Here is a 19,180-nt window from a genome sequence, read left to right as displayed (position 1 = left end):
TTCGTGCCTTAATAGAAGAAAGAGGTAAAATACAATATGTTTTGTTATCTCAAACGTCCCATACGGATCTTCGTAAACAAAATATATGTCATTTCAATCTTTAGGCTTATCCGAAGCCTTACTAAAAGCGGTTAGCAAAAAAGGATATACAACCCCAAGTCCTATTCAACAAAAAGCAATTCCACCAGTTTTAGAAGGTAAAGATGTGTTAGCATCAGCCCAAACCGGTACAGGGAAAACAGCAGGGTTTACATTACCTTTATTGCATTTACTTTCTGAAAACCCAAAAGAAAAGTATAGACCTATTCGTGCATTAATTTTAACGCCAACTCGGGAGTTAGCGGCACAGGTTTACGCCAATGTTAGGGAGTATAGTGAGTTTTTAAATTTACGTTCGGCGGTTATTTTTGGTGGTGTAAACCAAAAACCACAGGTAGCAACTCTACGACAAGGTATTGATGTTTTAGTGGCCACACCAGGGCGATTATTAGATTTACAAAACCAAGGACTACTATCTATAAAACGCGTAGAAATTTTTGTTTTAGATGAAGCAGATCGTATGCTAGATATGGGTTTTCTTAGGGATATTCAAAAGGTGATTAAATCTATGCCTGATAAACGTCAAAATTTGATGTTTTCAGCTACTTTTTCAAAAGACATAAAAAAGTTGGCACATGGTATTTTAAACCACCCAGTTCAAGTAGAAGCTACTCCAGAGAATACTACTGTTGAGGCGATTTCTCAAAAAGTATATCGTGTAGCTAAAGCTAAAAAAACGGGTTTAATTATAAAGTTAATTTCAGAAGGTAATTGGAAACAAGTTTTAGTATTTACACGTACAAAACATGGTGCTAATAGGCTTTGCGAAAAAATGGTAAAATCTGGTATTACAGCAGCTGCCATTCATGGTAATAAAAGTCAGGGTGCTAGAACAAAGGCTTTGGCAGGTTTTAAAAGTGGAAACATTAGAGTTTTAGTTGCTACTGATATTGCAGCAAGAGGTATAGATATTCCATTATTACCACATGTTATTAATTTTGAATTGCCTAATATTTCTGAGGATTATGTACACAGAATTGGTAGAACTGGTAGGGCAGGAGCTAATGGACAAGCTTTATCTTTAGTAACTGCTGATGAAACCTCTTTTTTGAGAGGTATTGAAAAACTGATAGGTGAAAAAATTGAAGTAGAGATTGTTGAAGGTTTTGAACCCGATCCAAATGCATCTACCGAACCCATTAAGCAGGGTCAAGGCCGTAATAGACGAAATTCAAGAAATTCTAATAGAAATTCGAATAACTCTAAACGCCCTAAACGTAATAACAATAGGCGCAATTAAGTGGTATGCAGAAGCTTTTAAAAGAAAAAATTATTGACGTTTGTAATAAAAAAATTGCTGCAAAGGGCGAAAATGTAGGACTCTCATTTTACGCCTTTTTTAAAAACAAGAATGACAATCCAGAATTATTAATGGAAGTTGCTGCGTGGTGGATTAAAACACACAAATTAAATCATTTTGAAAAGGCTATAAAAATAAAAAACCTAGTTGAACAACTATAATGGAAACACAACCAAATAATCCATTACATGGCATTAAGTTAGAGCAAATAATTAACGACTTGGTGGCACATTATGGTTGGGAATATATGGGCTATATCATAAAAATCAAGTGTTTTACTGATAATCCATCTGTAAAATCAAGTTTAAAATTTCTACGACGCACACCTTGGGCAAGAACCAAGGTAGAAACAATGTATTTAAAAATGTTGAAAAGTAAAAAAGCTTAAACCAATATTAAAGTGATACAGGCTTAATGTTTTTAACTAAAAATACATAATCTTGATAATCGCCGTTTTTAGCTTCCTCAAAACAAACTAAGTATTGGTTTTCAACTAGATTACCTTCAACATCTTTTACAGCATAAATTCTACATGCGTGAGCAGCATGTTTTTTGAATAATTTCTTATTCCAGATATCTTCAGAATAGGCATCATGCGACGGACTTGTGGTGTAAAATCCAAATGCTATATCCTTTGGATCAAACGTTTTGTTACCGCTTTTAAGTGCAGGAAATAAGGTTTGGTGTTCAGGATATAATTTTGAATTTGCTAGTATATCAACTTCATACTTTACAGGTAAAGTATCTGTAATTATGTAATACCCATAAGGCAATTCAAAAGGAGGACTGTATCTTGCCACAGGTATCACTTCAACTAAACCAGAATTAGCTTTTCTAAAAAGTGTTTGTGGTATTTCATCACCTTGTAGTTCAGGTTTTATGTTGTTTGCCAGCGTTGTCCAGCCTAAATTTATATCAAAATTTAATGTTTTCACCACATCAAAAAGGGGTGGTTCATTTTTACCTTCTAATGCTTTAGTACTTAAACCTCTTAACGGAAATATAATTTTTGATTTAGAATTATGATGAACGATAAGGTCCGCTTCGGCAATACCAATAAAATTTTCATCAGGCACAAAATGTAGTAAAATTTTAGGATTTGAATCTTTCTCAATAGTTTCTGGTAGTGTAGTTTCAACTTTAAAAAAGGTTTTATTAACTCCCGTTATTTCTAATGAAACCTCATTTAGTTTATCGGTTGGGTTACTCAAAATGATAGATTGTGCTTTGCTCTTTTGTCCTTTAATAGCCGAAAAAACAGCACCATCATTTTTTATAATTATAGTACCTTTTTCACTTTTGTTGCAGGCAAATAAAATAATGGCGAATAGCCCAAATACTAACTCTTTTGGCAGTTTCATAAATGTGTCTTATTAATTAAGATTAAGATTACAATGAAAGTAAATTTAAAAATTAGAAATTACTACCAGAAAAGACTTTTATTTTAAAATGATAAAAATTATTTACAAAATAGATTGTATAGATATTGCGATAATATCAATCTAATAATGGTTTTCCTATATCATCAATTTCATTATCCAATTCAGGATTTTTAGGATCTGAACCGTATTTGTTTGAGCCAACATCACCATTTTGAACAGTAAATACTATAAGAATAATCCCTCCAATGTAGGGAATTAAAGAGAGTAGATAATACCACCCACTTTTACCTGTATCATGAAGTCTTCTAACAGTAACGCCAAGTGCAGGTATAAATGTTGCTAGTACATATATAATCAAAGGAATAATTCCGAAACCAGAATCTAACTCAGCACCCAACATGCCACCTATAAACGCTAGTATGAATATGATAATAATATGAAAAAGATTGAACATCCAGTACTCCTGTCGTCTTGCTCTACCGCTAAAATTTGCATAATTGTCTTTAATTACTTTTAAATACCAATTCATGAGTTAAAGTTTGTTTTAAAATTTACAAGCAATAAATATCTATTTAATAATTGAATCAACAAAACCGTTTATCGATTTCACACCATGTTTTGTTACATGTTTCACAAAAGCACTCCCAATAATAGCACCTTTAGCATATTTCGTTGCCTGCGTAAACGTCTCATTATTACTAATCCCAAAGCCAATAACTTGTGGGTTTTTTAAGCCCATATTGCCTATGCGTTCAAAATATGCAGTTTGCTCATCACCAAAGCCAGATTTTGCACCCGTAGTACTAGCGCTACTCACCATATATATAAATCCGTTTGATATAGAATCAATATATCTAATGCGCTCATCACTCGTCTGTGGCGTAATTAAAAACACATTAATTAAACCATATTTTTCAAAAATAGCTTGATATTCATTGTGATACACATCCACAGGTAAATCCGGAATAATCAACCCATCAATACCCAATTCTTTGCATTTTTTACAAAACGCCTCCATGCCATATTGAAACATCGGGTTAAAATACCCCATAATAATTAACGGAATAGAAACCGTTTCTCTAATTCCTTCCAATTGCGTGAACAATACTTCGGTTGTCATCCCATTTTTTAAAGCCGCCGTAGAACTATCCTGTATGGTTGGGCCATCTGCCAATGGGTCGCTAAAAGGTAAGCCTATTTCAATCATATCCACACCGTTTGTTTCTAAATTTTTTATGGTAACAACGGTATCATCAATGTTTGGGTAACCCGCTGTAAAGTAGATTGACAATAGTTTTTTGTCTTCATTAAGTTTTTCAACAATTCTATTCATTTTTTTTAGTTTTTATGGCGTTCCCTTCGCTTCATACCTACAAGGTTTTTTAATGAAACCTTGCAGGAAACGCTTCGGTCGGGCTATCCGCTATATCTTTTTATCGTGCCTCAAAAAAGGATGCCGCTTCTATCCCTAACGCGCCACTGTTATGTGCTTAATCGTATGTTAAAAAAAAGACCTCACAGGTTTTTAAAACCTGTGAGGTCTAAAAAATTAAATTTTAAAATAATCAATATAATTCTGTAAATCCTTATCACCACGACCCGATAAACTCATTACCACCACGTCGTCTGGCTTAAAGGTTTTATGCTTAAAAATGGCAAAGGCATGCGAGGTTTCAATCGCAGGAATTATACCTTCTAATTTCGATAATTCTAAGCCAGCTTCCATGGCATCACTATCGGTAATAGACAAAAATTCTGCGCGCCCCGTTTTTGATAAATGCGCGTGCATAGGGCCAACACCAGGATAATCTAAACCTGCCGAAATAGAGTAAGGCTCTGTAATTTGTCCGTCTTTTGTTTGCATTAATAGGGTTTTACAACCATGGATAATACCTTCTTTGCCTAAAACAGAAGTTGCTGCACTTTCACCAGAATCTATACCTAATCCTGCAGCTTCAACTGCAATAATACCTACATCTGGTTCGTGTAAATAGTGATAATACGTACCCGCGGCATTACTACCACCACCAATACATGCCACAACATAATCTGGGTTTTCACGTCCTTCTTGTTCTTTTAATTGCCATTTAATTTCTTCTGAAATTACTGCCTGAAAACGCGTTACCATATCAGGGTACGGGTGTGGTCCAATAGCAGAACCAATAATATAATGTGTGTCTACTGGATTATTAATCCAATCGCGAATAGCTTCGTTTGTAGCGTCTTTTAGTGTACGGCTCCCAGATAATGCGGGTACAACTTTAGCACCCAACATTTTCATTCTGGCTACGTTTGGTGCTTGTCGTGCAATATCAATTTCGCCCATGTACACAATACATTCCATACCCATTAAAGCACAAACAGTTGCTGTGGCTACACCGTGTTGTCCTGCTCCAGTTTCGGCAATAATTCTCGTTTTACCTAAACGTTGCGCCATTAAAATTTGCCCTATCGTGTTGTTAATTTTATGAGCGCCCGTATGGTTTAAATCTTCGCGTTTTAAGTAAATTTTAGTATTGTATTTTTCTGATAGGCGCTTCGCAAAATACAATGGTGAAGGTCTGCCTACATAATCTTTTAATAGCTGATCGAATTCCTTTTGAAAATCGGGTTCTGCCATCACTTTTAAATAGTTTTGGCGTAACTCTTCTACATTAGGGTATAACATTTCTGGGATAAATGCACCACCAAATTCGCCATAATAGCCTTTGTCGTCTACATTATAATTCATCGTTTTTTTATTATGTAATTTATTAATGAATTCTCTTAAAATCGAACTGTTTTTTAATCCAGGTTCTGTTTCAAATTTACTATTTACATCAATAGCATAACAGTATTTTGAAGCATTACTGTCTTTAAATTTTTTAATAGCATCCATTTGGTCTAGCCCTATACCGCCGCTTAAAAAAAATGGTTTTGTTGATGGGTAATCGTTTAAAAGACTCCAATCAAACGTATAACCATTACCACCAGGAAGCTTGCCTTTTGTGTCGAATAAATAGTAGTCACATACGTTTTCAAAGGGCTCTAAAACCTCAAAATTAAAGCCTTCTTTAACTGAAAACACTTTAATAATTTCAATAGGTCTAGAAATTAAACTCGTAGATTTTAGTATGCTACAAAAATAAGGAGCTTCTTCGCCATGTAGTTGTACGGCGTCTAGTTTAAATTCGTTTACCTTTTTAACAATGGTGTTTATGTCAGCATTAACAAAAACCCCTGTTTTCTTTATGTGTTCTGGAATCTCAGGAATTTTAGTATCAAAGTGCCTTGGTGTTTTTTCGTAGAATATAAAACCAAGATAATCAGGTTGCAATCCTGCAATAGTCTCAATATTGTCTTGGTATTTCATACCACAAACTTTAAGTCGAAGTCCTTTAGAAGGCTTCTCTGATGGAGCGGTAATTGTTTGTGTACTTTTTTTTTCTTCGTTTTTCATAGTCTTTGCTTTTTACATGTTGAGTAAAAGTGCACCTTCTTTGAAGGTGCTATATGAGGTCTTTTATAAACGCTGTTGCACTTGCTCCTGGGTTTTCAGTTTTCATAAAGTTTTCTCCAATTAAAAAACCTTGATAGCCGTATGGTTGTAATACTTTAATAGCTTCAATACTACTTATGCCACTTTCAGACACTTTTACAAAATCATCAGGAATTAGTTTGCTTAAACTTTTACTAGTTTCTAAACTCACTTCAAAGGTTTTTAAATTTCTGTTGTTTACACCCAGCATGTCTAAACTTGGCATTACCGATTTATGTAATTCGTCTTCGTTATGAACTTCTAACAATACATCTAAATTTAGGGTTTTAGCAAATTCAGAAAATTGTTTTATTTCGTCTCTAGTTAGTATCGTAGCAATTAGAAGAATAACGTCGGCGCCATACGCTTTTGCTTCTAAGATTTGATATTCGTCAATAATAAATTCTTTTCTTAAAAGTGGTAAGTTACAGCTTGCCCTTGCGGTTAATACATCGTCAAGAGAACCTCCAAAATATTTGCCATCTGTTAAAACAGACATACCGCAAACACCTGCATTTTCATAACCTTTGGCAACATCTTGAACATTTAACCCGTTGTTGATTACCGATTTTGAAGGGGAACGTCTTTTGTGTTCTGCAATAATTCCGGATGTGCTGTTGCGTAAGTTGTTGGCTAAAGAAATAGTTGGTCTTTCAAATAAAACAGATTGTTCTAATTGAGATACAGGGATTAGACTTTTTCTGAGTTCAACTTCCTTCCGTTTATCTAATGTTATTTTATCTAAAATATTCATTTTTTTATATTTATATCAGTAAGCAACTGAAAACTGCGACTGTGACTGTCAACTCTTTTTTATTTACTCAATTCAATCAACGTGTCTAAACTCGTTTTAGCTTTTCCAGAAAATAAACTGTCTTTTGCTAATTCAAAACCTTCTTGATGTGAAATTTCTTTTGAAGTAGCAATCGCTAGTCCTGCATTGGCACAAACCACATTATTTTGTGCTTCTGTACCTTTTCCACTAATAATATCAACAAATATTTTGGCTGCATCTTCAACAGTATCACCTCCAAAAATAGCGTCTTGTTTTATTGTGTTTAAACCTAAATCTTCTGGGGAAAATAATTTTTCAGAATGATTGGATACAATTTTTGCTTTTCCTGTTAATGATATTTCGTCATAACCATCTAAGGCATAAACAATGCTATAATTATGTCCTGAATTTTGGTGAATGAAACTGTAAAGTCTTAAAACCTCTAAATTAAAGACACCATGTACATGATGTTTTGGAAATGAAGGATTAACTAAAGGACCCAACATATTGAAAAAAGTCTTTACGCCTAATTCTCTTCTAATAGGCGCAACGTTTTTCATGGCAGGATGAAATAATGGCGCATGTAATATGCAAATCCCTGCTTCGTCTAAACAGCGTTTCAAAAAGTTCTCATCGTTGGAGAATTTTACCCCTAAATTTTCCATAACATTAGAAGATCCAGAAGTAGAGGAGACCCCATAATTTCCGTGCTTGGAGACATGTACTCCCGCACCTGCTGTGATAAACGAAGATAGTGTTGATATATTAAAGGTGTTTTTACCATCACCACCAGTACCTACAATGTCTACAGCGTTAAAATCACTTAAATCTATTGGTAAACAAAGTTCTAAAAGGGCATTTCTAAAGCCTGTTAGTTCTTCAATGGTAATACTACGCATCATGTATACAGAAAGGAAACATGCTATTTGACTTGGATTGTACATATCGTTTGATATGTTAACAATTACTTGTTTAGCTTCCTCAGTTGAGATGGTTTCGTGATTTATTAATCTGTTTAAAATGTCTTTCATATCCTCTCGCAACCCTCTCCAAAGGAGAGGGTTTTTTTATTCACAATTATTTTAAGCCCCTTTAGGGTTTGGGGAATTCACCCAATTCTCCAAAATCTTTTTACCATCTGGTGTTAAAACAGATTCAGGGTGATATTGTACACCTCTAACGTCATATTCTTTGTGTCTTAAAGACATCACTTGCCCGTTTGCATCAAAAGATGTTGCCTCCAAACTTTCGGGTAAATTTGGGTTGACGACCCAAGAATGGTAACGCCCCACTTCAATATTTTTTTGTAAATCTTTAAAAATATATTCATCATTAACACTAATGGTAACATTTGTTGCAACACCATGATACACATCGTTAAGATTTACTAAGGTACCACCAAACACTTCGCCAATGGCTTGCTGCCCTAAGCAAACCCCAAAAATACTTTTGGTAGCTGCGTATTTTTTAATGATGGCTTTTAATAAACCTGCTTCATCTGGAATGCCTGGTCCTGGTGATAATACAATTTTATCAAAAGGCTCAACATCTTCCAACGTTAATTTATCGTTTCTGTAAACGGTTACATCACAGTTTAAATCTTCTAAATAATGTACAAGATTGTATGTAAAACTGTCGTAATTGTCTATAACTAATACTTTTTTCATATTTCTGTTCCTGCGAAAGCAGGAATCTTTTTAAGTTACACGTTCTTTTTTATTCTTGTTCATTTTGTCTTGATACATTGCTGAGTTTAAAGCATGCTTTAAACGAAAGTAGCAAGCGAAGCTGAACCAAAAAATCATATCAATCTGAGGAAATTGCTAAAGCACCATTCGCTCTCGAAACTACATACCTGATGCTGCGTATCGCACTTCCGTTTCTTCGCTCATTATTTCTGCAGATTGATGATTCCGATTCTATCGGAATTCAGGACTTGACCTTTTGCTATGTTCTTTTTTATTTCCAAATTATTTTTATTTTTCCTAACTCCTAACTCCTAACTCCTAACTCCTAACTCCTAACTCCTAACTCCTAACTCCTAACTCCTAACTCCTACATCAAAAAAGTAAGAGTAGAGTTCCTCCCCTTTGGGAAGAATAGGAGGGGCTGTTCTTTATATGTCTTCTGCTAATTTAATAGCCTTCGTTAATGCGCCTAACTTATTATAAACTTCTTGTAATTCGTTTTCTTTATTAGATTTTGAAACTAAACCAGCACCTGCTTGCCAGAAAAGTTTGTAATCTTTACTTAAGAACGTGCGAATCATAATAGCGTGATTAAAATTACCCTCAAAATCCATAAAGCCAATGGCACCTCCGTAAAATGCGCGACTTGTTTTTTCGTAATCTTCTATAAGTTGCATTGCTCTGTGTTTTGGAGCGCCGCTCAATGTACCCGCAGGAAAAGTGTCTGCCACCACTTGCATGGTTGAGGTTGTATCGTGTTTTTGTCCTGTTACCTTACTCACTAAATGGATAACATGTGAAAAGAACTGCACCTCTCTATAAGTTACTACTTTTACATCGCTTCCATGACGACTTAAATCATTACGTGCTAAGTCAACCAGCATTACATGTTCGGCATTTTCTTTGTCGTCATTTTTTAGTTTTTCAGCTAAAATTTCGTCTTTATCTTCATCGCCTGTTCGTTTAAATGTTCCAGCAATTGGGTGAATTTCTGCCAAACCTTCATCTACAATAAGTTGTGCTTCAGGTGAACTTCCAAAGATTTTAAAATCGCCATAATCAAAATAAAATAAATAAGGCGATGGGTTTATGCTTCTTAAAGCGCGATAGATATTAAAATCGTCTCCAGTAAATTCTTGAGAAAATCGTCGAGATAACACTAACTGGAAAACATCTCCACGTTGGCAATGTTTTTTAGCTACATCTACATTTGCTCTAAATTCATCATCTGTTAAATTAGACATGATGTCTCCTTTAGCATTGAATTTATAAGATGCAAAGTTTTGAACATTAATCAGTTTATCAATTTCATGAATATTATTTTTTACACCTTCAAAACAATGGGCAAAAATATAGGCTTCGTTTTTAAAATGATTGATGGCGATGATATTTTGATACACCGCATAATACATATCTGGAATAACAACAGAATCGTCTTTCTTACTTATTTGAATATCTTCAAAATAGCGCACCGCATCATAAGCTGTGTAACCAAAAATTCCATTATTAATAAATTTGAAATTTTCTTCAGATTTGGTATCGAATTTTTTAGTGAAATTATAAATTTCATCTACAACATTTACACTATCTGTTATTGCAATAGATGTTGTACTACCGTCAGGAAAAGTCTCAGAAATCACTTCATTTTCAACCTTAATAGTAGCAATAGGATTGAAACAGATGTATGAGAAGTTTTTTTGACTTTTATGATAATCGCCACTCTCTAACAAAATACTGTTGGGGTATTTGTCACGTATTTTGTAATACACCGTAACAGGAGTAATAGTATCTGTTAAAATACGTTTGTGGTGTGTATAAAGGCTAAATTTTTTCATTTGTTTTATATAGAAAAAGGCTTGTCGTGAATGACAAGCCTTTTTGATATTTTAAGTTTTAAATATACTAGGATTTTACTTCACGAATGTTAGTTTCGAAAGCACCACCACCAAGTATTGTTTAAAATTGTTTTCATTTTTACTTTTATAATGCCAAATATAAAAATGAAAATATAATTACGCAATTGTTTACTGATTTTTTTACACAAAAAAACTACCATAAAAATATGGTAGCTTTTTGCAATTATTGAATAGTGAGAGAGTTAGTCTGCTATTAACCGTAATTTACTCAATAATCTAATCAGTTCGGTAGCCTCTTTATCAGATAAAGCACTAACCATTTCTACTTCTTTATTTTCAATCAATATATCGATATCACTTAAGAAGCTTAATCCCTCAGCTGTTATGCTGATATCGATTTTTCTTTTATTTTTTTTGTTAATTTGTTTTTCAACTAATCCTTTTTTTATAAGCTTATCAACTAATCTGGTAGTGTTACTCATCTTAGTAATCATTCTTTCCTGAACATCACTTAAAGAAGCTGCAACACCGTTTTGTCCTCTCAATATTCTCAATACATTAAATTGTTGTAATGAAACATCGCTAGGTTTTAGTGCTTTGTTTAATTCGGCATTTATAAGTCCGTTTGTATATAATACATTAACAATAACACTTTTAGGTAATGAAATATTAGCATTTATTTTTAAAATATCTTCTATGCGCATCACCACTGTTGTATATACAAATGTATGTAAAAGAAATGACTTCAGCTTGTTTTGTTTAAAAATTTGTTAAACAGTATTTTACTAAAGGTGTAATGTTTATTTTAGATTATAATTTTAATAATTATGAAATTACAAATCATATTATTAGCGTTTGTATTTATTACTGCTTGTAAAGACAATAAGGCACATATACAAGATAAAACTACGCTAGTTGAAGAACAACATCATCAAAATGATACTGTAGATTTAGAAATTTACGATTTTGAGGGTTTCAAAACATTCTTAGATAAAAAAGATAATAAAACTTATGTTATTAATTTTTGGGCCACATGGTGCGGTCCCTGTGTAAAAGAATTGCCTTATTTTGAGAAACTAAATAAAGATTATAAGAATGAAGGTGTTGAGGTTATTTTAGTAAGTTTAGATTTTCCACATGTATATGACTCAAAACTAAAGCCATTTATTGTAAAGAAAAATTTAAAAAGTAAAGTGATTGTTTTAAATGATGATAACGAAAATAAGTGGATAAATGAAATTGATAAATCTTGGTCTGGCTCAATACCAGCTACAATTATTTATAATAAAAACGAGCGCAAATTCTTTGAAAGATCTTTTACTTTTGAAGAGCTAGAAGCTGAAGTTAAACAATTAAAATAAAACGTAATGAAAAAAGTATTTAAATTAATTCCGTTGGTTGCATTAGTAATTTTTGTTAGTGCTTTTTCAAATATTTATGAAACACATGGTCATGGTTATGATGTAGGTGATGTTATTGAAGATTTTAAGTTAAAAAATATTGATGGTAAAATGGTCTCATTATCAAATTATAATGATGCTAAAGGTTTTATTATCACTTTCACATGCAATACTTGTCCGTTTTCTATAGCCTATGAAGATAGAATTACAGCACTAGATAAAAAATATGCACCATTAGGGTATCCTGTAATCGCTATTAATCCGAATAATCCAGATACTAAACCAGGCGATAGTTTTGGGGCAATGCAACAAAGAGCAAAAGAAAAAGGATTCACATTTCCGTATTTGGTAGATGAAGGTCAAAAAATATATCCGAAATTCGGAGCAACTAAAACACCTCATAATTATGTTATACAAAACACTAACAAAGGTATGGTTGTAAAATATATAGGTGCTATTGATGATAGTTCTAGAAATCCTAATGCGGTATCAGAAACATATCTAGAAGACGCAGTTGATGCTTTATTAGAAGAAAAAGACATAAAACTTACCAAAACAAAAGCCATTGGATGCTCTATTAAAGTATAGTGTTATTTAAATTATAGATTAAATCCGAAGTTGTAATACTTCGGATTTTTTTTCGTCTATATTTTAAGATGTTTAACTTTGCAATAAATTATATAATAAAATGGAAGATTTAGCACAAGACGATTGGGTACAACAATTAGAAAATGATAATAATGCAATAGTATTAGATGTAAGAACTGATGATGAGGTTGCAGATGGTATTATTCCTAATGCAATTCATTTAGATATTTATAAAGGACAAGAGTTTATTGATGCTTTAGAAGATCTAGATAAATCTAAAAGTTATTATGTATACTGTCGTTCTGGTAACCGTAGCGGACAAGCATGCCAGATTATGGAAGAATTAGGTTTTGAAAAGGCTTATAATTTAGAAGGCGGTATGTTGCAATGGACAGGTGATGTGGTTGACCTTTAATAGAAATAAATTTATGAAAAAGCTTCTTCTCTGTTTTGTAATTGGCATAACTGCTGTTGCTTGCGCAGGATATACCAATACGTATTCTACTAAACTAACACCAAAAATTTTTAACGAAAAAATAAGTAATGATACTGTACAATTAGTTGATGTAAGAACACCAGAGGAGTACAAAGAAAATCATATTCCAAGTGCAACAAACATCAATTATTTATCTGAAAATTTTAATAACAGTTTTAGTGTTTTAGATAAAACTAAACCCGTTTTTATTTATTGTCGTTCAGGAAAACGAAGTAATAAGAGTGCTGCAAAACTAAAAAAAGCTGGTTTTACAACTATTTATGAATTAGAAGGCGGTATATTGAATTGGACACGGCAAGGACTAGAAGTAAATAACTAAAACGGTTTTTTAAAATAGCTTAATTTATACATTTACAGTTTAATAATTATAATACAATACTTGTTGCTAAATAAATAAGATTAGGAGTAATTGAGTCTATAATTTTAAACTCTATTGTTTAAATCTGCTAATGTTTTTCTTTTGTCTTGTTTTTGGGTAATTCACCTTTTTTATTTTTTGAAGTATTCTTTATTCTTTAATTTTATACAAAGTTTTGAATAATCGTTTTTACGAATTTAAAATTTCATATAATTCTACCCTCAAAATTAAGAAAAATGGAAAATGGTTTACTCGTTTTAGGATTAATAGGAAGCCTCTTTCTATGTATTTATGGCTACGCATATGGATCTGTAGCTATAGAAAACATAAGATTAAAAAAGAAACAGCAAGAACTTGAGCATATTGAAAAATTAAATAAAGAAGAACGTTTAAAAAGACAAAAAGCTAGAGAAGAAAAGTTGTTAAAACTTAATAAGCGCAGTGAAGAAATAAGATTAGAACTTAATAGGTTAGAAAAAGTAAACTTACAAAGAGCGACTAAAGATCAACACAAAGTTGAATTGATGAAAGAGCGCATTATGAGCAAAAAACAAAAAGTTAGCTAAGGGTTAAATTCATAGTAGAATAAAAAATATAATAAAAAAACACTTCATTTGAAGTGTTTTTTGCGTTAAAACCTTTTTGAGGAAGCTCTTACAATTAGTTCTGGCTTTAAAATCATTTTGTTTAAAGTTACCTCTTTTTCAGGGTTTGCAATACGTTCTAAGAATGTTTTTGCAGCTAGTTCTCCTATTTTTTCACTGTGTTGTTCTATAGAAGAAATACCAGGATTAACAATAGCAGAAAATGGTTCGTTGCTAAAACCAACCAATGCTATGTCTTCCGGCACCCTAATATTCTCATCTTTTAAAACTTCTAAAGCGCCAAGAGCAGCATAATCGCTTGATACAAATACACCATCTGGTTTAAGAGGTAGATTTAATATTTTTTTCATGATCTCTTTGCCCTCTCGCTTACTTAATTTGCATTCGTAAATCAGTTCATCTTCTACATTTAGGTTGTGTTTTTTTAATGCATCAACATAACCTCTAATTCTGTTTTTGTATATTCTAGTATGACTAAATCCACTTATATGAGCTATACGTTTACAACCCTGTTCCACTAAATGATCAATAACAATTTGGCTACTCATATAATCATCAATTCCAACGTAATCAACATTTAAATCATTTTCACCTCTATCAAACATTACTAACGGAATACCTTTTTGTTTAATTTTATTGTAGTAATTTAATTTTATAGTTTCATTAGCCATTGATGCTATGATACCATCTACTTGAGTAAAAAGAAGTGCATCAATACTACGGCATTCTTTTTCAAAAGATTCGTTTGATTGAGAGATAATTACATTGTAACCTTCTACATTTAATATGTCTTCTATTTTTTCAATTATAGAAGAGAAAAAATTACTGTTAGCTCGGGGGATAATAACGCCAACAAGATTACTTTTTCCTTTTCTTAGGGCACTTGCTAAATGGTTAGGCTGGTAGTTTAAATTTTCAGCAACTTGTATAACTGCGTCTTTTGTTTGTTGGCTTATTCTAGGGTGGTTATTTAAAGCTTTAGAAACAGCAGAGGGTGTAATACCCAAAACGTTGGCAATATCTTTAATAGTTGTTTTTTTTTTATTTCCCAATTTTTATATATTTTTGTTCCAACGTTTGAACAAATATACTATATTTGTCCGAATTTAAAATAATACCAACTAAAAACACTTCGATTTACTCTGTATTTATTTGATTTATTTAGACTTATTTTTTAATTCTTTAAATAAGAGTTTGCAGTGTATATTTAGTTTTAATATGTTCAATCGATGGAACATTTAAAAAAAAGACAACTAATTTTAATTTAAAAAAATGGCACAAGTAGTAACATTTGGAGAAATTATGCTAAGATTAGCTCCACAAGGATTTTTAAGATTTTCACAAGCAAATAACTTTGATGTTGTTTACGGGGGTGGAGAATCTAACGTTGCAGTTTCTTTAGCAAATTATGGCGTAAATGTAGATTTTGTAACACGTTTACCAAAAAATGATATTGGTGAATGCGCTATGATGGAAATGCGTAAAAGAGGCGTTGGTGTAGATAAAATTGTTTATGGAGGCGATCGTTTAGGTATTTATTTTTTAGAAACAGGTGCTGTATCTAGAGGCTCAAAAGTAGTTTATGATCGTGCGCACTCTGCAATGGCAGAAATTGAGTCTGGAATGATAGATTGGGATAAAGTTTTTGATGGTGCTGAGTGGTTTCATTGGACGGGGATTACTCCAGCCATTTCGCAAGGGTCTGCAGATGTTTGTCTTGAAGCTGTTAAAGCAGCAAGCGCAAAGGGGCTTACAATTTCTACCGATTTAAATTATCGTGCTAAGCTTTGGAAATATTGTGACGATGCACATAGAGAAGCTGTTATGACCGAGTTAACCTCTTATTGTGATATAGTACTTGGGAATGAAGAAGATGCCGAAATGCATTTTGGAATTAAACCAGAAGGTATTAGTGTACAAACTGAAGGGCATAACGTAAAAGCAGAAGCTTTTTTATCAGTATGTGAGCAAATGATGAAAAAATTCCCTAGAGCTAAAAAGGTAATTACAACGTTAAGAGGTTCTATTTCAGCATCTCATAATACATGGGCAGGTGTTTTATACGATGGAAAAACATTGTTTCAAACTCGCCAATACCAAATAACTGATATTGTTGACCGCGTAGGCGGTGGAGATTCTTTTATGGGAGGTCTAATTTATGGATTGTTAGAATATCCAGATGACGATCAAAATGCTTTAGATTTTGCAGTAGCTGCATCTTGTTTAAAGCATACTATAAAAGGTGATGCTAATTTAGCAACCATAGATGAAGTTAAAAAATTAATGGGTGGAGACGCCTCTGGTAGAGTAGCAAGATAAATTAATGTTTATGCGTTTAACCGTTGAGTTGTTTATTCGACGCAACGATTAAACTAATAAACATATTAACATTTTATATAATGGCACAATTTACAAGATTAGAAGTTGCAGCAGCAATGAAAGAAACAGGTATGATTCCTTTATTCTTTAATCAAGATATAGAATTAAGTAAAAACGTTTTAAAAGCATGTTATGATGGTGGTGCGCGCCTTATGGAGTTTACAGCTCGTGGTGATTTTGCTCATGAAGTTTTTGGAGAATTAACAAAATATGCAATTGCAGAATTACCGGGTATGATAATGGGGGTTGGCTCTGTTACTGATGCGGGACAAGCATCGTTGTTTATGTCTTTAGGTGCTAATTTTGTTGTTACACCTGTATTAAGAGAGGACATAGCTATAGCGTGTAATAGAAAAAAAGTATTATGGTCTCCTGGTTGTGGTACATTAACCGAAATTACTAGAGCGGAAGAATTAGGGTGTGAAATTGTTAAATTATTTCCTGGAGATATTTACGGGCCTCAATTTGTTAAAGGCGTTAAAGGGCCTCAACCATGGACTTCTATCATGCCAACTGGTGGTGTTTCTCCTACTGAAGAAAACTTAAAAGGATGGTTTGATGCAGGAGTTACGTGTGTTGGTATGGGATCTAAATTAATTTCAAAAGAAATTATAGCAAATAAAGATTATACTAAATTAGAGCAAGATGTTAAAGCTGCTCTTGCCATAGTAAAAATGGTTAGAAAATAAATTTAGAATATAATATTTTCTTGATTTTTATAAAAAAAGAGCTATTGGTCACTATAAAAAAGTGGTTAATAGCTTTTTTTTGTATTACAAATGAAACTTTTCTATTTTGTGATCCTAATTTGTACTCTTTTAGAGTGCCTTTTATTTTAATTAAATCCCAAATTTAAAAAAAGTGAAACATTTTATATTCCTATTTGTATTATCCCTGATTTCTACGTTTTCTTTTTCTCAAGACGAAGTCGTTAAAACTAAATTTATAGAAAATGGACGCATCCGTAAGAGTATGGCTGCAAACTCCCAAGCAATTTTACCATTCAAAAGAAATCAAAAGTGTATAGTTTTAGAATATTCTGGTCAAAATACTTATAAAATTAAGTATGATGAAACATCTGGTTATGTAGGTGATGAATTTCTGGATATTACAGAAGATATGATGGATTTATTTTACGATTTTGAGGAACGTGAAATGGAAAAATTAATAGCTGAGGAAGAAATCCGAAAGCAAAAAATTCAAAGTATCATTAATAAAAAGGAAATAGGGAAGCAGGATTCAATTGCTAAAATTGAAGAAGCTAAACTGCAAAAAAAAATAGAATTACAGCGCGTAAAGGAGCTGAAAGAGAAGATGGTTAGAGATTCTATTGCTAAAATAGAAAATGAAAAAAAACTAAGAACATTAAAGCGTAAGCAGGACTCTATAGCCCAATTAGCAGCGATTAAAGCCAAAGCATTAGCGTTACAGCAGGACAAAGAGCGAGAGGGATTACTCGCGTTGGTAAACAAACGCAAACAAGATTCTATAGCAGATGCTGAGGTTAGAGTTCGAAAAGAATTGGAACGACAAAAAGAAATAGAGCGTAAACAATTAGAAGCTATTAAGGTACAGCGTAAGCAAGATTCATTAAAAAATGTTAAAGCCAATATAGTAAGGAAATTAGCAAATCAAAAAGAGTTAGAACGTAAGCGTTTAGAAGCATTAGTAGCGCAACGTAAACAAGACTCTATTTTAGAGTTTAAAGCAGCAGAAGCTAAAGTATTAGCACTTAAACAAGCGCAAGAGCAAAAAAGAATAATGGACCTTACAAACAAACGTAATCAAGATTCTATTGCAGTAGTCAAAGAAGCTGCAATAAATGAACTGGCGCGTAAACAAGAGTTAGAGGCTAAACGTAAGCAAGACTCTATACTACAATTAAAAGTTGCTAAAACCAAAGCACTGGGTCGCCAACAAGCCCTAAAAGAAAAGCGCAAACAAGACTCAATTAATAGTCAAAAACTAGAGGTAGAAGCTAAACGCAAGGTTGCATTAGAAAATGCTTTAGAAAAACAAAAACAAGAAGCTTTAATTGTTAAGAGAAAATTAGATTCAGTTTCAAAAGCTACAGCAAGAGAACAACAACTACTTGCTCGTAAATTAGAGTTAGCTAGACAGCAGCTATTAGAATTAAAAGAAAAAGGGAAAAAAGACTCAATTGCTAGAATAGAAGCCGGTAAGATGCGTGAGCAAAATACCGAATCCAACAAAAATAAAATAGTATCTGAAAATGAGGAACAAACAAAGAGCAAGATAACTATAAAAGAACAACTTAAATATAAAGATAGTTGTTATTATCAAATAAACGATTTTGATAAATTTTACAACGTTACTACCGTAAGAACCAATGAGTATGAAGTTGGCGCTAATTTTACAATAGAACTCTATAAACAAGCAGCAAGAAAAAATGTGTTTTTTAATCTTTCTAGAAGTTTGGGTTGTGCTAGTTACTTGCCAAATAAGCGTTCTAGTGTAACAATTACTTTAGAAAACGGGAAAACGGTGTCGTTTTATCATTCCTGGGATATTGATTGTGGTGATTTTAGTTTAAAAGCCAAATTAAATACTTCTAAAATATCAATTTTAAAGAGCTCTCCAATACAATCAATATCAATGAAAGGTACAGAAGGAACTTGGGAAATATTAAACGTGACCTATAAGGAGTTTTTTATAGATAGATTACAATGTATCGACTAGCAAGTTGCTCTTATATAACATGAAAAACCCTCAACTA

General features: G+C 32.7%; 21 protein-coding genes and 1 pseudogene. 11 read left to right on the top strand and 11 right to left on the bottom strand.

The window, feature by feature from the left end:
* Positions 1-85: 85 nt before the first annotated feature.
* From ACKGJY_RS03965 to ACKGJY_RS03955, 3 genes are read left to right on the top strand one after another with little or no spacing between them, the layout of a single operon-like run.
* Positions 86-1,339 (top strand): DEAD/DEAH box helicase, encoded by a 1,254-nt coding sequence (locus ACKGJY_RS03965; RefSeq protein WP_413972555.1) that lies wholly within the window; start codon positions 86-88, stop codon positions 1,337-1,339.
* 5 nt (positions 1,340-1,344) lie between these two features.
* Positions 1,345-1,560: a DUF6500 family protein gene (locus tag ACKGJY_RS03960; protein ID WP_413972554.1), complete on the top strand. Its 216-nt coding sequence runs from the start codon at positions 1,345-1,347 to the stop codon at positions 1,558-1,560.
* On the top strand, positions 1,560-1,787 hold the full coding sequence (locus ACKGJY_RS03955) for a VF530 family DNA-binding protein (RefSeq protein WP_413972553.1): 228 nt from the start codon (positions 1,560-1,562) through the stop codon (positions 1,785-1,787). The genes ACKGJY_RS03960 and ACKGJY_RS03955 overlap by 1 nt, the downstream gene beginning before the upstream one ends.
* Before the next feature lie 7 nt (positions 1,788-1,794).
* Here the strand turns inward: ACKGJY_RS03955 and ACKGJY_RS03950 are convergent, their stop codons facing one another.
* The 10 genes and pseudogenes from ACKGJY_RS03950 to ACKGJY_RS03905 form a co-directional block, all read right to left on the bottom strand.
* Positions 1,795-2,760, bottom strand: coding sequence for a hypothetical protein (locus ACKGJY_RS03950; RefSeq protein WP_413972552.1), 966 nt, complete (start codon positions 2,758-2,760; stop codon positions 1,795-1,797).
* 136 nt (positions 2,761-2,896) lie between these two features.
* Positions 2,897-3,310: a DUF805 domain-containing protein gene (locus tag ACKGJY_RS03945; protein ID WP_413972551.1), complete on the bottom strand. Its 414-nt coding sequence runs from the start codon at positions 3,308-3,310 to the stop codon at positions 2,897-2,899.
* Between the two features lie 39 nt (positions 3,311-3,349).
* A complete protein-coding gene (gene trpA / locus ACKGJY_RS03940; RefSeq protein ID WP_413972550.1) occupies positions 3,350-4,114 on the bottom strand; it encodes a tryptophan synthase subunit alpha in 765 nt (254 codons plus the stop codon).
* A 216-nt stretch (positions 4,115-4,330) separates the two neighbouring features.
* Positions 4,331-5,512, bottom strand: a complete 1,182-nt coding sequence (gene trpB, locus ACKGJY_RS03935; protein ID WP_413972995.1) for a tryptophan synthase subunit beta — start codon at positions 5,510-5,512, stop codon at positions 4,331-4,333.
* Between the two features lie 33 nt (positions 5,513-5,545).
* Positions 5,546-6,133, bottom strand: a pseudogene (locus tag ACKGJY_RS03930) (phosphoribosylanthranilate isomerase); the annotation flags it as partial.
* A 136-nt stretch (positions 6,134-6,269) separates the two neighbouring features.
* Positions 6,270-7,052 carry an indole-3-glycerol phosphate synthase TrpC gene (trpC, locus tag ACKGJY_RS03925; RefSeq protein WP_413972549.1) on the bottom strand — a complete coding sequence of 261 codons (783 nt, stop codon included), beginning with the start codon at positions 7,050-7,052 and terminating at the stop codon, positions 6,270-6,272.
* 59 nt (positions 7,053-7,111) lie between these two features.
* Positions 7,112-8,104 (bottom strand): anthranilate phosphoribosyltransferase, encoded by a 993-nt coding sequence (gene trpD / locus ACKGJY_RS03920; RefSeq protein ID WP_413972548.1) that lies wholly within the window; start codon positions 8,102-8,104, stop codon positions 7,112-7,114.
* Between the two features lie 51 nt (positions 8,105-8,155).
* Positions 8,156-8,740 (bottom strand): anthranilate synthase component II, encoded by a 585-nt coding sequence (locus tag ACKGJY_RS03915; RefSeq protein WP_413972547.1) that lies wholly within the window; start codon positions 8,738-8,740, stop codon positions 8,156-8,158.
* Between the two features lie 449 nt (positions 8,741-9,189).
* Positions 9,190-10,596: an anthranilate synthase component I family protein gene (locus tag ACKGJY_RS03910; RefSeq protein ID WP_413972546.1), complete on the bottom strand. Its 1,407-nt coding sequence runs from the start codon at positions 10,594-10,596 to the stop codon at positions 9,190-9,192.
* A 263-nt stretch (positions 10,597-10,859) separates the two neighbouring features.
* Positions 10,860-11,321: a MarR family winged helix-turn-helix transcriptional regulator gene (locus ACKGJY_RS03905; RefSeq protein WP_413972545.1), complete on the bottom strand. Its 462-nt coding sequence runs from the start codon at positions 11,319-11,321 to the stop codon at positions 10,860-10,862.
* A 123-nt stretch (positions 11,322-11,444) separates the two neighbouring features.
* Between ACKGJY_RS03905 and ACKGJY_RS03900 the strand changes: the two genes are divergently transcribed.
* The 5 genes from ACKGJY_RS03900 to ACKGJY_RS03880 all read left to right on the top strand — a co-directional run bounded on the left by ACKGJY_RS03900 (position 11,445) and on the right by ACKGJY_RS03880 (position 14,025).
* The gene (locus ACKGJY_RS03900) at positions 11,445-11,978 is read left to right on the top strand and encodes a TlpA family protein disulfide reductase (RefSeq protein WP_413972544.1); all 534 of its coding nucleotides are present in this window, start codon (positions 11,445-11,447) and stop codon (positions 11,976-11,978) included.
* Between the two features lie 6 nt (positions 11,979-11,984).
* Positions 11,985-12,605, top strand: coding sequence for a thioredoxin family protein (locus ACKGJY_RS03895; RefSeq protein WP_413972543.1), 621 nt, complete (start codon positions 11,985-11,987; stop codon positions 12,603-12,605).
* A gap of 100 nt (positions 12,606-12,705) precedes the next feature.
* A complete protein-coding gene (locus tag ACKGJY_RS03890; protein ID WP_413972542.1) occupies positions 12,706-13,020 on the top strand; it encodes a rhodanese-like domain-containing protein in 315 nt (104 codons plus the stop codon).
* 13 nt (positions 13,021-13,033) lie between these two features.
* Complete coding sequence (locus ACKGJY_RS03885) at positions 13,034-13,420, top strand: rhodanese-like domain-containing protein (RefSeq protein ID WP_413972541.1); 387 nt, start codon at positions 13,034-13,036, stop codon at positions 13,418-13,420.
* Between the two features lie 275 nt (positions 13,421-13,695).
* Positions 13,696-14,025, top strand: coding sequence for a hypothetical protein (locus tag ACKGJY_RS03880; protein WP_413972540.1), 330 nt, complete (start codon positions 13,696-13,698; stop codon positions 14,023-14,025).
* 65 nt (positions 14,026-14,090) lie between these two features.
* Here the strand turns inward: ACKGJY_RS03880 and ACKGJY_RS03875 are convergent, their stop codons facing one another.
* On the bottom strand, positions 14,091-15,116 hold the full coding sequence (locus ACKGJY_RS03875) for a LacI family DNA-binding transcriptional regulator (protein WP_413972539.1): 1,026 nt from the start codon (positions 15,114-15,116) through the stop codon (positions 14,091-14,093).
* Positions 15,117-15,336: 220 nt separating this feature from the next.
* On the opposite strand from ACKGJY_RS03875, the gene ACKGJY_RS03870 reads away from it, so the two are divergent.
* The 3 genes from ACKGJY_RS03870 to ACKGJY_RS03860 all read left to right on the top strand — a co-directional run bounded on the left by ACKGJY_RS03870 (position 15,337) and on the right by ACKGJY_RS03860 (position 19,143).
* Positions 15,337-16,383, top strand: coding sequence for a PfkB family carbohydrate kinase (locus ACKGJY_RS03870; RefSeq protein ID WP_413972538.1), 1,047 nt, complete (start codon positions 15,337-15,339; stop codon positions 16,381-16,383).
* An 80-nt stretch (positions 16,384-16,463) separates the two neighbouring features.
* Entirely contained in the window at positions 16,464-17,132 is a 669-nt protein-coding gene (locus ACKGJY_RS03865) for a bifunctional 4-hydroxy-2-oxoglutarate aldolase/2-dehydro-3-deoxy-phosphogluconate aldolase (protein ID WP_413972537.1), read from the top strand.
* Between the two features lie 172 nt (positions 17,133-17,304).
* Positions 17,305-19,143, top strand: a complete 1,839-nt coding sequence (locus ACKGJY_RS03860) for a hypothetical protein (RefSeq protein WP_413972536.1) — start codon at positions 17,305-17,307, stop codon at positions 19,141-19,143.
* Positions 19,144-19,180: the final 37 nt, after the last annotated feature.

The sequence above is a fragment of the Hyunsoonleella sp. 2307UL5-6 genome (assembly GCF_047345485.1).
In the GTDB taxonomy this organism is placed as follows: Bacteria; Bacteroidota; Bacteroidia; order Flavobacteriales; family Flavobacteriaceae; genus Jejuia.
This window is presented reverse-complemented; position numbering and strand designations above follow the sequence as displayed.

Excerpts from the sequence above, each read along its gene's own strand:
- trpC (WP_413972549.1), bottom strand. The coding sequence starts at position 7,052 with ATGAATATTTTAGATAAAATAACATTAGATAAACGGAAGGAAGTTGAA.
- ACKGJY_RS03945 (WP_413972551.1), bottom strand. The coding sequence starts at position 3,310 with ATGAATTGGTATTTAAAAGTAATTAAAGACAATTATGCAAATTTTAGC.
- ACKGJY_RS03865 (WP_413972537.1), top strand. The coding sequence starts at position 16,464 with ATGGCACAATTTACAAGATTAGAAGTTGCAGCAGCAATGAAAGAAACA.
- ACKGJY_RS03965 (WP_413972555.1), top strand. The coding sequence starts at position 86 with ATGTCATTTCAATCTTTAGGCTTATCCGAAGCCTTACTAAAAGCGGTT.
- ACKGJY_RS03895 (WP_413972543.1), top strand. The coding sequence starts at position 11,985 with ATGAAAAAAGTATTTAAATTAATTCCGTTGGTTGCATTAGTAATTTTT.
- ACKGJY_RS03915 (WP_413972547.1), bottom strand. The coding sequence starts at position 8,740 with ATGAAAAAAGTATTAGTTATAGACAATTACGACAGTTTTACATACAAT.
- ACKGJY_RS03910 (WP_413972546.1), bottom strand. The coding sequence starts at position 10,596 with ATGAAAAAATTTAGCCTTTATACACACCACAAACGTATTTTAACAGAT.
- ACKGJY_RS03885 (WP_413972541.1), top strand. The coding sequence starts at position 13,034 with ATGAAAAAGCTTCTTCTCTGTTTTGTAATTGGCATAACTGCTGTTGCT.
- ACKGJY_RS03950 (WP_413972552.1), bottom strand. The coding sequence starts at position 2,760 with ATGAAACTGCCAAAAGAGTTAGTATTTGGGCTATTCGCCATTATTTTA.
- ACKGJY_RS03960 (WP_413972554.1), top strand. The coding sequence starts at position 1,345 with ATGCAGAAGCTTTTAAAAGAAAAAATTATTGACGTTTGTAATAAAAAA.
- ACKGJY_RS03880 (WP_413972540.1), top strand. The coding sequence starts at position 13,696 with ATGGAAAATGGTTTACTCGTTTTAGGATTAATAGGAAGCCTCTTTCTA.
- trpD (WP_413972548.1), bottom strand. The coding sequence starts at position 8,104 with ATGAAAGACATTTTAAACAGATTAATAAATCACGAAACCATCTCAACT.
- trpB (WP_413972995.1), bottom strand. The coding sequence starts at position 5,512 with ATGAATTATAATGTAGACGACAAAGGCTATTATGGCGAATTTGGTGGT.
- ACKGJY_RS03905 (WP_413972545.1), bottom strand. The coding sequence starts at position 11,321 with ATGCGCATAGAAGATATTTTAAAAATAAATGCTAATATTTCATTACCT.
- ACKGJY_RS03955 (WP_413972553.1), top strand. The coding sequence starts at position 1,560 with ATGGAAACACAACCAAATAATCCATTACATGGCATTAAGTTAGAGCAA.
- ACKGJY_RS03870 (WP_413972538.1), top strand. The coding sequence starts at position 15,337 with ATGGCACAAGTAGTAACATTTGGAGAAATTATGCTAAGATTAGCTCCA.
- trpA (WP_413972550.1), bottom strand. The coding sequence starts at position 4,114 with ATGAATAGAATTGTTGAAAAACTTAATGAAGACAAAAAACTATTGTCA.
- ACKGJY_RS03900 (WP_413972544.1), top strand. The coding sequence starts at position 11,445 with ATGAAATTACAAATCATATTATTAGCGTTTGTATTTATTACTGCTTGT.
- ACKGJY_RS03890 (WP_413972542.1), top strand. The coding sequence starts at position 12,706 with ATGGAAGATTTAGCACAAGACGATTGGGTACAACAATTAGAAAATGAT.